The sequence below is a fragment of the Actinoallomurus sp. CA-150999 genome (assembly GCF_050942425.1).
GTDB lineage: Bacteria > Actinomycetota > Actinomycetes > Streptosporangiales > Streptosporangiaceae > Actinoallomurus.
In genome coordinates, this window is sequence record NZ_CP192063.1 from 3,342,554 (window position 1) to 3,354,386 (window position 11,833).

The 11,833-nt window shown below is 71.0% G+C and carries 13 protein-coding genes and 2 pseudogenes; 8 read left to right on the forward strand and 7 right to left on the reverse strand.

What is annotated here, in order from left to right:
- The first annotated feature begins 76 nt into the window (after positions 1 to 76).
- Positions 77 to 1,021, forward strand: a complete 945-nt coding sequence (locus tag ACQP2O_RS15940) for an alpha/beta hydrolase (protein ID WP_433184966.1) — start codon at positions 77 to 79, stop codon at positions 1,019 to 1,021.
- 8 nt (positions 1,022 to 1,029) lie between these two features.
- On the opposite strand, the gene ACQP2O_RS15945 is transcribed toward ACQP2O_RS15940, so the two are convergent.
- The 3 genes from ACQP2O_RS15945 to ACQP2O_RS15955 form a co-directional block, all read right to left on the reverse strand.
- Positions 1,030 to 1,887, reverse strand: a complete 858-nt coding sequence (locus ACQP2O_RS15945; protein WP_433184969.1) for a polysaccharide deacetylase family protein — start codon at positions 1,885 to 1,887, stop codon at positions 1,030 to 1,032.
- A gap of 95 nt (positions 1,888 to 1,982) precedes the next feature.
- A complete protein-coding gene (locus ACQP2O_RS15950) occupies positions 1,983 to 2,813 on the reverse strand; it encodes a polysaccharide deacetylase family protein (RefSeq protein WP_433184972.1) in 831 nt (276 codons plus the stop codon).
- A gap of 119 nt (positions 2,814 to 2,932) precedes the next feature.
- Positions 2,933 to 3,541, reverse strand: a complete 609-nt coding sequence (locus tag ACQP2O_RS15955; RefSeq protein ID WP_433184974.1) for a TetR/AcrR family transcriptional regulator — start codon at positions 3,539 to 3,541, stop codon at positions 2,933 to 2,935.
- A 98-nt stretch (positions 3,542 to 3,639) separates the two neighbouring features.
- Between ACQP2O_RS15955 and ACQP2O_RS15960 the strand changes: the two genes are divergently transcribed.
- Positions 3,640 to 4,275, forward strand: a complete 636-nt coding sequence (locus ACQP2O_RS15960; protein WP_433184976.1) for an NAD(P)-dependent oxidoreductase — start codon at positions 3,640 to 3,642, stop codon at positions 4,273 to 4,275.
- Positions 4,276 to 4,373: 98 nt separating this feature from the next.
- Here ACQP2O_RS15960 and ACQP2O_RS15965 read toward each other — a convergent pair whose 3' ends face one another.
- Positions 4,374 to 4,748, reverse strand: a complete 375-nt coding sequence (locus tag ACQP2O_RS15965; protein ID WP_433184979.1) for an FKBP-type peptidyl-prolyl cis-trans isomerase — start codon at positions 4,746 to 4,748, stop codon at positions 4,374 to 4,376.
- Between the two features lie 82 nt (positions 4,749 to 4,830).
- Here ACQP2O_RS15965 and ACQP2O_RS15970 point away from each other — a divergent pair, with 82 nt between their 5' ends.
- Both ACQP2O_RS15970 and ACQP2O_RS15975 read left to right on the forward strand, forming a co-directional pair.
- Positions 4,831 to 5,460 (forward strand): DsbA family oxidoreductase, encoded by a 630-nt coding sequence (locus ACQP2O_RS15970; RefSeq protein ID WP_433184982.1) that lies wholly within the window; start codon positions 4,831 to 4,833, stop codon positions 5,458 to 5,460.
- A gap of 141 nt (positions 5,461 to 5,601) precedes the next feature.
- Entirely contained in the window at positions 5,602 to 6,981 is a 1,380-nt protein-coding gene (locus ACQP2O_RS15975; RefSeq protein ID WP_433184985.1) for an APC family permease, read from the forward strand.
- On the opposite strand, the gene ACQP2O_RS15980 is transcribed toward ACQP2O_RS15975, so the two are convergent.
- Positions 6,917 to 7,705, reverse strand: coding sequence for a carbon-nitrogen hydrolase family protein (locus tag ACQP2O_RS15980; RefSeq protein WP_433184988.1), 789 nt, complete (start codon positions 7,703 to 7,705; stop codon positions 6,917 to 6,919). The genes ACQP2O_RS15975 and ACQP2O_RS15980 overlap by 65 nt on opposite strands.
- 76 nt (positions 7,706 to 7,781) lie before the next feature.
- Between ACQP2O_RS15980 and ACQP2O_RS15985 the strand changes: the two genes are divergently transcribed.
- The 4 genes from ACQP2O_RS15985 to ACQP2O_RS16000 all read left to right on the forward strand — a co-directional run bounded on the left by ACQP2O_RS15985 (position 7,782) and on the right by ACQP2O_RS16000 (position 10,937).
- The gene (locus tag ACQP2O_RS15985; protein WP_433184991.1) at positions 7,782 to 8,945 is read left to right on the forward strand and encodes a pyridoxal phosphate-dependent aminotransferase; all 1,164 of its coding nucleotides are present in this window, start codon (positions 7,782 to 7,784) and stop codon (positions 8,943 to 8,945) included.
- A 21-nt stretch (positions 8,946 to 8,966) separates the two neighbouring features.
- Positions 8,967 to 9,653, forward strand: coding sequence for an SseB family protein (locus ACQP2O_RS15990; protein WP_433184994.1), 687 nt, complete (start codon positions 8,967 to 8,969; stop codon positions 9,651 to 9,653).
- A gap of 9 nt (positions 9,654 to 9,662) precedes the next feature.
- Positions 9,663 to 10,226 carry a prepilin peptidase gene (locus tag ACQP2O_RS15995; RefSeq protein ID WP_433184997.1) on the forward strand — a complete coding sequence of 188 codons (564 nt, stop codon included), beginning with the start codon at positions 9,663 to 9,665 and terminating at the stop codon, positions 10,224 to 10,226.
- A 249-nt stretch (positions 10,227 to 10,475) separates the two neighbouring features.
- Complete coding sequence (locus ACQP2O_RS16000) at positions 10,476 to 10,937, forward strand: hypothetical protein (protein WP_433185000.1); 462 nt, start codon at positions 10,476 to 10,478, stop codon at positions 10,935 to 10,937.
- A gap of 343 nt (positions 10,938 to 11,280) precedes the next feature.
- Here the strand turns inward: ACQP2O_RS16000 and ACQP2O_RS16005 are convergent.
- Together ACQP2O_RS16005 and ACQP2O_RS16010 are read right to left on the reverse strand one after the other, a co-directional pair.
- A pseudogene (locus ACQP2O_RS16005) lies at positions 11,281 to 11,607 on the reverse strand (RNA-guided endonuclease InsQ/TnpB family protein); the annotation flags it as partial.
- Positions 11,608 to 11,621: 14 nt separating this feature from the next.
- Positions 11,622 to 11,741, reverse strand: a pseudogene (locus ACQP2O_RS16010) (helix-turn-helix domain-containing protein); the annotation flags it as partial.
- Positions 11,742 to 11,833: the final 92 nt, after the last annotated feature.

The following is an 11,833-nucleotide window of genomic DNA, read 5'->3' on the forward strand; positions in this document are numbered from 1 at the left end:
ACGAACCTCCCGTTGACACCGTCTCACTGAGACCATACTTTCATCTCGCCGATACCGTATCAATGAGACTATCGAGGTGCTCGTGTACGTCCATCCCGAACTGGCCGACGTCTTCGCCGCCCTCCCGGAGCGGCCGGCCGACCCCTACGCCGACGTCGAGGCGCTCCGCGCCGGCTTCCGCGCGCTGATGGCCCCGCAGATGGGCCCGGATCCCCGCGTCATCGTGGAAGGCGCGGTCATCCCGGGGCCGGACGGCAACACGATCGACCTGCAGGTCATCCGGCCGGCCGACGCCGCCGAGGGCGAGGTGCTGCCCGGGATCCTCTACATCCACGGCGGCGGCTTCGCGTACGGCGAGCTGGACGGCCCGAGCCCGATGGCGCGCGACGCCTGCGCCGAGGCCCGCGCCGTCGTCGTCAACGTGCACTACCGGCTCGCGCCGGAGCACCGCTTCCCCGCCGGCGTCGAGGACTGCTACGCGGCGCTGCGGTGGATGGCGGACGGCGCCGCCGGGCTCGGCGTCGACCCCGACCGGATCGGCGTCGCGGGCGCGTCGGCGGGCGGCTGCCTGAGCGCCGCCATGGCGCTCATGGCGCGGGACCGGCAGGGGCCCTCCGTCGCCTACCAGTGCCTGCTCATCCCGTGCCTCGACGACCGGGAGACCACCGCCTCACGCCGCAAGGTCACCGACCGGAGGATCATCAACGGTCCGAGCCTCCGCCGCACCTGGGACAACTACCTCGGCCCGGACCGCGGGGAGGCCTCACCGTACGCCGCGCCGGCCCGGGCGGAGGGCCTGCGCGGCCTGCCGCCGGCGTACGTCCTCACCTGCGGGATGGACCCCCTCCGCGACGAGGGCGTGGACTACGCCCGGCGGCTGATCGAGGCGGACGTGCCCGTCGAGCTGCACCACGTGCCCGGTGCCTGGCACTTCTTCGAGGGGTTCGCGCCGGAGAGCGCGATCGCCAAGGCGACGACCGCGCACTGGCTCCGGGCGCTGCGCACCGCCCTGCACCCCTGACCGGAGGCCTACTGGAAGAACTCGGCCGGCAGGTGATCCCGCATCGGGGCGGGCTGGAAACCCTGCTTCTGGATGGTGCGGAGCATCTTCTTGAAGTCGGCGGTCATGTTCGGGTTGAAGTGCACCAGCAGGATGTCGCCAGGGTGCAGGCGACCGGCCCGCTGGTAGGCGATCTGGCCGTTGCTGACGACCTCCCGCCAGAAGAAGATCGCCTTCATCCCGCAGTCCCGCGCGGCGCGCAGCGTGTCGTTGTCGGTCGCCCCGTACGGCGCGCGGAACAGCGTCGGGCGCGCGCCGTACTGCGTGGTGTAGATCGCGGCAGAGTCGCAGATCTCCTGCTTCTGCCGCGCGTAGGACAGCCGCGGCATGTACGGGTGCGTCATCGTGTGATCCCCGATGAGCGCGCCCGCCTGCTGCAGTTCGCGGAAGTAGCCGTAGTTCTTCTTGACGGCCATGTTCGCGAGGAAGAGCGTCACCGGGATCTGCCGGTCCCGGATCAGCTGGACGAAGTCGGCGTCCTTCTCCCAGCCGTCGTCGATGGTGATGAAGACGATCTTGCCCTGGACCGGGATGTTGCTGATCACCGGAGGCAGGCCGTGGCGCGACCGGGGGAGCCCCGAGGGCGTGCCGGACGGGGCCGAGCCGCTCGGCGTGGGCGAAGGGGAGGCGGACGGCGACCCCGAGGCCGACGCGGGCGGGCCGGTGGTCGGCGTCCCGCTCGGAGCGCCGCCTCCGGGGCCGTGCGACGCCATCGGTGCTGCGGTCCGCTCGTGCGGATTGCCCGGGTGGCAGGCCGCCACGCCACCCGCGGTGAGCACCGCGAGGGCGGCCGCGGCGAGGGTGCGGAGCTGTGGGCGAAGGACCATCGGATATCCCCCAGGAGCGATGGTGGACATTAATCAAGCTGTCCGGATTCGGCGGTCGATCAACCTGATTTAACGAAACGCGAACGTGGGATGGATCACCCCGCCGCCTTGCCGCCGAGGGAACGGGGCAGGTAGTTCTCCAGCGCTGCGGGACGCAGTCCCGCCTGGCGGATCCAGGTGAGGAGGCGCTCGAAGTCCCGGGCCAGGCCGGGCCGGAAGTGCATCAGGATGATGTCGCCGGCCCGCAGATCCGAGCCGCCGTCCATCCGGGCCAACTTGCCGGACAGGCCGTTGTAGAACTCGATCGACCAGACGACGACCGACTTCATGCCGCAGTCACGGGCCGCGGTCCGCGTGACCTGGTCGTACGAGCCGCCGGGCGGCCGGAAGATCTCCGGTCGCCTGCCGTACTGGTGGGCGTAGATGTCGGCCGAGTCGCAGATCTGCCGGTGCTGGGCCGCGGAGGACAGCCGTCGCATGTCGTTGAACGGCGCCGCGTGGTCCATCGTGTGGTCCTCGATCGGCGCGCCCGCGTGCTGCAGCGCCCAGAAGTACTCGTAGCCGGTCCGGGCCGCCTGGTCCGTCAGGAAGACCAGGATCGGCACTCGCTGGGTACGGACGATGTCGACGAATCGGGTGTCGTGCTCCCAGCCGTCGTCGATCGTGATGAAGACGACCTTGTCCTGGGTCGCGATCCGGTCGACGACCGGTGGCAGGCCGTCGCCCTTCCGCTCGTAGGACACCTGCCAGCTGCCCGGCTTCGGAGCCGGCCACCGGGGCGGTGCCAGGACCTGCGCCATCGCCGGGTTTTCCGCCGCTTGCGCGGCGGGGGTGTTCATCCGTGCCCGGACGTCAGGCCACAGGCCGGAGACCACTCCGAGCAGCGCCGCCAGCACGCACGACGCGATCAACCGTATTCCGCGCATCCATCCCCAGCTTCCCCTCAGTGGATCTTAAGTCTCTTCATAGGGGTTGATGCAGGGATGTGGTGGCCAGGTTCGGGCAATCCGTCGACGAATCCGGTCGATTTGGCGTGATCGTTCGGTCAGCCGCGTACGCCCAGGGCGCGGACGAGCGTGGCGCTGAGCGCGGAGACCGTCTCGTCCGGCAGCGGCTTGGCCGACGGGCCCTCGGCGAAGTAGCGGAGGAATGCCTGCTGGAAGCAGGCGCCGACCAGCAGGGCGGCCGCCGCGTCGGGGTCCGTGTCGGGCGCGATCCGCCCCAGGTCGCGCTCGGCGCGCAGATAGTCGGCGAACCGGCGGACGGCGTGCTCCGGTCCCGCGCCGTACTTGCGGAGCGACTCGCGCTGGGCGGCCATCAGCTGCGGCTCGGCCATCAGCGAGCCCAGCATCGGCAGCGCGTCGAGGTAGAAGTCCACGGTGGCGCGGGTGAGCTCGGCGATGGTCTCCTCGACGCTGCCCGCGCCGGGGCGGGCGTCGACGCGGGCGAAACCGGGCATCCGTTCGCGCAGCACGTAGAGCAGCAGCTCCGTCTTGTCGGTGAAGTGCTTGTAGAGGGCCGCTTCGGAGAGCCCGGCCGCCTTCGCGATCTCCTTGGTGGTGGTGCGCGTGACGCCGCGCTCGCGCATGAGGCCGGCGGCGGCGTCGAGGATGCGATCCCGGGTTCCCACGATCCCCCTTTGTCGATCGGACATTCTCACATTATCGTGGTTAGTGAGCACTCACCAACCTGCTAGGGTCCCCGGTTAGTGAGTACTCACTGACCGAGGCTGCAGGGGAAAGGCGACGAGCGATGCGACTTACGATCTTCGGGGCGAGCGGAGGCACCGGCACGCAGCTGGTGCGGCAGGCGCTGGAGCGCGGACACGAGGTGACGGCGGTGGTCCGCGATCCCGCGCGGCTCGACGTCGCCTCCCACGACCGGCTGAAGGTCGTGACGGCCGACGTGATGGATCCGGCGGCCATCGAGCCCGCCGTCGCGGACGCCGACGCCGTCGTCTCCGCGCTGGGCCCCCGCGAGTCCGGCCCGACGACCGTGTCCCAGGACGGCGCCCGCAGCATCATCGCGGCGATGGGCAAGGCCGGCGTCCGCCGCTTCATCATGATCAGTGCGGCCGGGATGGTCATCGACGCCGGGGACGGCCCGGTCACCCGCTACATCGCGAAACCGATCCTGAAGCGGGTCCTCCGGCACGGCTTCGCCGACATGGGCCGTGCGGAGGAGGAGGTCCGCGACAGCGGCCTCGACTGGACGATCGTCAGGCCGCCGATGCTCACCGACAAGGAGGGCACCGGGCGCTACCGGACCGCGACCGACCTCAACGTCCGGGGCGGCATCCGGATCTCCCGCGCCGACCTCGCCACCGGCATCCTCGCCCTGCTCTCCGACGACGCGACGGTGCGCCGGCACATCGGGATCGCGAACTGACGGAACGGGCCGAGGCGCACGCCGGTCCCGCGGTGCGCGACGGCCCCGTCGCCGAGGGATCGGGGACGGGGCCGTCGGTCAAGCTCTCAGAGAACCGGTCAGCCGACGCCCAGCAGGTCGACGACGAAGATCAGCGTCTCGCCCGGCTTGATGGCGCGGCCGGCGCCGCGGTTGCCGTAGCCGAGGTGCGGCGGGATGACCAGCTTGCGGCGTCCGCCGACCTTCATGCCGGCGACGCCCTGGTCCCAGCCCTGGATGACCTTGCCACCGCCGAGCGGGAAGCTGAACGGCTGACCGCGGTTCCACGAGGCGTCGAACTCCTCGCCGGTCGAATGCGACACGCCGACGTAGTGGACGGTGACGGTCGAGCCGGGCGTGGCCTCGGGACCGTCGCCGACCGTGATGTCGGTGATCTGCAGGTCGGCGGGCGGGGCGCCCTCGGGGAAGTCGATCTCGGGTCGCTCAAGCGCCATGGGATGTCTTTCAGTGTCGGAGATATCGAGTCCCCCAGCGTATCCACTGGTGAGCCGAGGAATGCGGGCGCGGGTGTGCCCGTTGGCATTCCTTGTGAACATTGAGGTCTTCTCCGATGTGGTGTGTCCCTGGTGCTATCTGGGCCGGGCGAGGTTCGCGGGCGCGGTGGAGGGGTTCGACGGCGAGGTCACCGTGACCTGGCGGCCGTACCAGCTGGATCCGGACGCGTCCGCCGGCGGGCTCGTCGAGCAGAGCCTGGCCGAGAAGTTCGGCGGTCCGGAGCGGGTCGCCGAGATGCACGAGCGGATGCGCGGGCTGATGGCGGCGGAGGGCCTGCCGTACGCGCCGGAAAAGGCGCTGCAGGCCAACACCCGCGACGCGCACCGGGTCGTCGCGATGGCCGGTGAGGCCGGGGTTCAGGACGCCGTCGTCGGCCGGTTGTTCCGCGCCTACCACGCCGAGGGGCGCGACCTGAACGACCACGGCACGCTCGCCGAACTCGCCGCCGAGGCCGGGCTGCCCGGCGTGGCCGAGCGCCTCGCCGCCGGGGAGGGCGAGGCGGCGGTCGCCGCACAGCTCGAGGTGGCACGGACCATGGGCATCACCGGCGTCCCGTTCTTCGTCTTCGAAGGCACCTGGGCGGTGTCCGGGGCGCAGTCGCGGGAGTTCTTCGAGAGCGCGCTCGCCGAGGTCGCGTCCAACGTGGCCTGAAGGCTCCTGAGGCTCCTGCGAACGCTGAGGCGATTTCAGGTCATGGTAACCCTCTGACCTGGTAAAACGCTTTGGCGTTCCGTTTTCCGGACGGATACATTCCGACATACGGATACCTCCGAATTCCCCGGGAGATCCCCCTTGGAGCCGCAGGGCCTTCGCCGCAGCCTGTCGCTGCGCGACCTCATCGTCTACGGACTGCTGTTCATCGGACCGCTCGCGCCCGTAGGCGTCTTCGGCGTGCTCGACGCCAAGAGCTCCGGTGCGGTCGCCCTCGTGTACGTCGTCGCGACGATCGCCATGGGCTTCACCGCCCTGTCGTACGCGCAGATGTCGCGCCGGGTGCCGAACGCCGGGTCGGTGTTCGCCTACGCCAGCGCGGGGCTCGGCCGGCCGGCGGGCCTGCTGGCCGGCTGGATGGCGATGCTCGACTACCTGCTGATCCCCGCCGTCGCCTACCTGTTCTGCGGGATCGCGCTGCACTCGCAGGTGCCCTCGATCCCCGCCTGGGTCTTCACCGCGGTCGCCTTCGTGGGGACCACGGCCCTGAACCTGGCCGGCGTGCGCCTCGCGGCCCGCGTCGGGTTCGTCGTGCTCGTCGTCGAGATCGTCCTCCTCGTGGTCTTCATCGTCGCCGCGATCGTGATCATCGCCATCCACGGGCCGGCCCGGCCGTGGACGTCGCCGCTCACCGGCGTCGGCGGGACGACCGCGAGCGCCGTCATGGGGGCCGTCTCGGTCGCCGTGCTGTCCTTCCTCGGTTTCGACGGGATCGCCTCCTTCGCCGAGGAGAACACCGGGAACGAGCGGCAAATCGGCCGCGCGGTGCTGTTCTGCCTGGGCCTGGCCGGACTGCTCTTCTTCGCGCAGACCTACCTCGCCGGGCTCCTCATGCCCATGAGCCCGCAGCACCTCGCGTCGGCGCCGGCCGAACAGGGCACCGCCTTCTACAAGATGACCGACTCGGCGTTCGGGCCGTGGCTCCACCTGACGTTCGTCGTCGTCAAGGGCATCGGACCGGCGTTCTCCGCGATGTCCGCGGTGGCGGCGGCGTCCCGGCTGATGTACGGGATGGCGCGCGACCACGGCCTGCCCGGGGCGCTCGCCAAGGTCGATTCCCGCCACCGCGTGCCTCGGGCCGCGCTGCTCACCACGGCGGGGGTCGCGGCCGTCGTCTCCCTGTGGGCGGCCTGGCGTTCGGACGGCCTGGACGTGCTGGTGTCCGTCGTGAACATGGGCGCCCTCGCGGCCTTCACCCTGCTGCACGCGTCGGTCATCGGCCTGTTCGTCGTGCGCCGCCGGAGCCGGGCGTGGCTGCCGCACCTGCTCGTGCCGGTCGCCGGCGCCGCCGTCTCCGTCTGGATCATCGTGTCGGCGACCACGATGGCGAAGGTCGTGGCCGCCGTCTGGCTCGCCGCGGGCCTGGTGCTGGCGTTCGGCCGGCGCCGTCGCCGCGTCAGCCCATCGCCTCGGGACGACGATGCGCGAGCACGGGGAGGATCCGCCGTACGCGCTCGGTGACCGCGTCGTCGGTCTCCACGACGCGCACGGCCGGGAACGGCCCCAGGTCGGCCTGGATCGTGCCCATCGGGTCGACGAGCAGGCTGCGGCCCACCCCGGTCGGCCCCTCCGCCTTCGGCGGGTCCGGGGACTTGTCGACCGCGGCCGTCCAGACGGTGTTCTCGATCGCGCGGGCGCGGACGAGCGTGACCCAGTGCTCCTCCTTGAACGTGCCCTGGGCCCAGGACGCGATCACCACCAGCAGCTCGGCGCCGCGGTCGACGAGCGCCCTCGCCAGCTCGGGGAAGCGCAGGTCGTAGCAGGTGATCAGGCCGATCCGGACACCGCACAGCTCGACCACCACGGGAGTGTCACCGGGGGCGATCAGGTCCGACTCCCGGTACCCGAACGCGTCGAAGAGGTGGATCTTGCGGTAGGCGCCCGCCGGCGCGCCCTCCGCGTCGAGCGCGACGGCGGTGTTGTACACCCGCCCGTCGGGCGCCGGTTCGAAGACGCCCGCGATCACGGCCGTACGGTGCTCGCGTGCCGCCTCGGCCAGGGCGGTCACCCACGGGCCGTCGAGCGGCTCGGCCGCCGCGGTGATGGCACTGCCGAACCGCACCTGCGTCGCCTCCGGGAAGATCGCCAGATCGGCGTCCGGGGCGGCGGCGAGCGCCTCGCGGACCCGCTCCAGGTTCTCCTTCGAGTCGTCGCCGACGGGGATCTGGCACAGGGCGATCCGCATCACGGCCTCCTCATCTCGTCCTCCCCCCACCGTACGAGATCCGGGACCGCGCGCCCGCGTTCACTACCCTGAGCCGGTGAACAACGATCCACTCGTCGCCCGCATGCGGGGATTCGGCACGACGGTCTTCGCCGAGATGACGGCGCTGGCGATCCGCACCGGCGCGATCAACCTGGGCCAGGGCTTCCCGGACACCGACGGCCCCGCCAAGCTGCTCGAGACCGCGGCCGAGGCCATCACCGGCGGTGCGAACCAGTACCCGCCCGGCCCCGGGCTGCCGGAGCTGCGCGAGGCCGTCGCCGCCCAGCGGGCGGAGCGGTACTCCCTGACCTACGACCCCGCCGACGAGGTCTTCGTGACCGTCGGCGCCACCGAGGCGATCGCGGCCACGATCCTCGCCCTCGTCGAGACCGGGGAGGAGGTCGTCGTGTTCGAGCCCTACTACGACTCCTACGCGGCGATCATCGCGCTGGCCGGCGGCGTGCGCCGGCCGGTGACGCTGCGACCCGACGCCGGGCGGTTCACCTTCGACCCGGACGAGCTTCGCGCCGCCGTCACGCCGCGCACCCGGGTCCTCCTCCTCAACTCCCCGCACAACCCGACCGGCACGGTCTTCGGCCGCGAAGAGCTGGAGGTCATCGCGGAGGTGTGCCGGGAGCACGACCTCATCGCCGTCACCGACGAGGTCTACGAGTACCTCACCTTCGACGACGGCACCGCGCACGTCCCCCTCGCCACGCTGCCCGGCATGCGCGAGCGCACGGTGGCGATCTCCTCGGCCGGGAAGACCTTCTCCGTCACCGGCTGGAAGGTCGGCTGGATCACCGCGCCTCCGCAGTTCGTACGGGCGGCGCAGACGGTCAAGCAGTTCCTCACCTTCACCGCGAGCGCCCCGTACCAGCGCGCGGTCGCGTACGCCCTCCGCGAGGAGCGCGAGTGGGTCGAGGCGCTCCGCGGGTCGCTGCGGGCCAAGCGAGACCGGCTGAACGCGGGGCTGGCCGGCGCCGGGCTCACGACGTTCCGGCCGCAGGGCACGTACTTCGCGCAGGTCGACGTCCGGTCGCTCGGCTTCGGAGACGGCCGGGAGTTCGTCCGCGCCCTGCACGAGCGGGCCGGGATCGTCGCCATCCCGACGCAGGTCTTCTACGACTCGGACGCCGGCGACCCGTACGTCCGGTTCGCCTTCTGCAAGCGCGACGAGGTCATCGACGAGGCCGTCGAGCGGCTCCGCCGGCTGTAACCGGGGATACGCTGGTCTTCCGTGTCCGGACATCGCATCCCGCAGCCGCAGTTCCCCGACGACGACGGCGGCACACCGCCCGCCGTCGCGCGGGCCCTCGGCGACTACGCCGCGGGCCGCGCCGGTGAGCAGGCCGTGCTGGCGGTGCTCGCCGACACCCGCCTCCTCGTCCCGGTCGTCGCGGTGCTGACCGAGGACGAGACCGTCGACGGCCTGCGGCGGGAGAAGGAGAGCGAGATGGCCCTCCCGACGCTCGTCGGAGCCGACGGCAGGCGCGCCGTCCTCGCCTTCACCTCCACCGACAGCCTCGCCCGCTGGCGCCCGGACGCCCGGCCCGTCGCGGTGCACGCCCGGCAGGCCTGCCAGGCCGCCGTCGACGAGTCCGCCGACGCGCTCGTCCTCGACGTGGCGGGACCCGTGCCGTACGCGATCGAAGGGGCCCGGCTGTACGTCCTCGCGAACGGCGGCGCGATCACCGCCCCGCACGAGGATCCCGACGTGCTCATGGCCGTGCACGCCGCCGTCGACGGCCTGCCCGGCATCACCGGCGTGCGCGTGGAGCCCGGTGAGCGGGCCGAGCTCGCCGTGCGCCTCCGGCTGGCCGACGGCGCCGGCGCCCCGGACGTGCGCGCCGCCGCCGACCGCCTCGCCGAACGGCTCCGCGGCCACGTCGCCGGAGGCGTCGAGATCGGGCTCGTCCGCGGATAAGGTGCCGGGGTGACCACCCCGGACTGGGCCGAGCCGGTGATCCGGCGACGGCTCGGCGTCATCACGGCCGCCGTCGCCGTTCTCGCGCTGGTGACCTGGCGGATCGGCCCGGCCCCCGACCTTCCGGCGTTCGCCTACCTGGCCGTGGCCGGTGTCGTCCTGACGTTCATCGACGTCGCGCTGAAACGGCTGCCCGACCCGCTGACGCTCCCGTCGTACGCGGTGGGCCTGGCGTTGCTCGGCCTGGCAGCGCTCTTCACCGACGAGGGCGGCGCCCGCCTCACCCACGCGTTGCTCGGGATGGCGGCGCTGTTCGCGCTCTACGCGGTGCAGTGGTTCATCGCGCCGAGCCAGATCGGCCTGGGCGACGTGAAGCTCGCGGGCGTGCTGGGGCTCTACCTCGGCTGGCTCGGTCTTCGCGCGTGGGTGGCCGGGGTGTGCGCCGGATATGTGCTCGCCGCCGTCTACGCGACCGCGCTGCTGGTGAGCCGGCGGGCGAACCTGAAGTCCGAGATGCCGTACGGGCCGTTCATGCTCGCGGGCGTGCTGGCGGCCGTGCTCGGCCACGCCTGAACGGGCCATTTCGCGCCCGAAGTATGAATGATGTCCGGGTGCCGGAATATCATTCCTCGCTGTTTGCCTTTTCCCGACGTGAGTCGCGATTCCCTGTCGGATCGGAAGGGGTATTCAATTTTGCGGTACGCCCTTGGCGTGCTCCGAAATAAACCCGTCCTACCGGGCCGAACAGATATGGGGAAACAATTGACTCCTCGCGCTAACGGGCGGACAAAGAGCCCGATCACCGGCCTTCGTTCGTGGATCGTGCTGATCACGGCCGGATCGGCCGGGGTGTTGACGGCGGCGACGTCGTGGGACCCGGCGCCGGCCGCCGCGGCGGACGCCGCCCGCCCGGCACAGCAGAACGCCGTCCCGCACGTTCAGCCGTCCCCGAGCACGAGCGCCGTCACGGACGGCGGCGGGACCAACGTCAACATCGGCCCCGATAGAGACGACAACAACCGGCGCTTCTTTGACCGCGGATTCTTCGACGGGCCGTTCAAGACCCGCCGGCACCTGGAGTTCACCGGGGCGATCGGATTCCCGGAGGTCGCCCTCGGCTGCTTCTTCGACCCGGACTTCCGCGGCGCCGACCGGCAGGGCCGCCGGGCCATCTGCGTCGAGACGGCCGGCCACCCGCCCATCTTCGCGCACACGCGAGTCCGCGGCCGCCATTTCTTCGACGACCGCTTCCGGCGGTTCCGCCGGGTCCGCCGCGACCATTGAGCCGACCGCTCGCACCCGGGTCGTGTCCGAAAGGTCATCGATGAACCTTCCGGACACGACCTCATTTTCCGGTGACTGATATTCACCGTCATGGATGAGTGGTGATTCGTGCCCTCGCCGTCGTTCAGGGGCAGAATGCGGCCATGGGTACGGCTCACGACGGTACGACGGCGGACGATATCTCCGGCCGATATGTCCTTCCGGACGCTTCGGTCGGCGGAGAGGGACTTCGGGCTGCGGACACGTGCGCTTGACTTCCGCTCCCTCGGCTGTGGCCGGGGATTCCTACCACGGTCGGTTGACCGTCTCGGTGGGTTCCTGCTTCACCGCGCTGTGCCGGGACGGACCCCGGTCTTACTTGCGCTCCACAGGCTGTCACCGCCAGTCCGGCGGCCAAGCCGATGTTGACGGCCGCGTTGATGTCTCGATCCAGGGCGGTTCCACACGCCCCGCAGGTCCACTGCCGGACGTGCAGGGGCTTGGGACCGTCCTTGATGCCGCAGGCCGAGCACACCTGGGAAGTGGGCTCGAACCGGCCGATCCGCACAAAGGTGCGGCCGTACCGTGCGGCCTTGTACTCCAGCATCGAAAGGAACCGAGCCCATCCGGCGTCGTGGACGGATTTGGCCAGGCGCGTGCGGGCGAGTCCGTTGACCGCCAGGTCCTCCACAGTCCCTGGGCGCGGGCGTCCTTGCGGATGCGCAACGCGTCGTTGAATACGACGCGAGCGCACCCGAACGCACTGGCCAGCGCCCCACGCTGCGGCCCGTTCGGGTACAGGCGGAAGCTGTACCGAAGCTGCATGACCAGCACCGTACTACAGTTTGTAATGATTGAGCAACGGAACGTAATTATTGGCCGATGGGCGAGTTTCCTGCTTCGCCAGTATTCGGGCT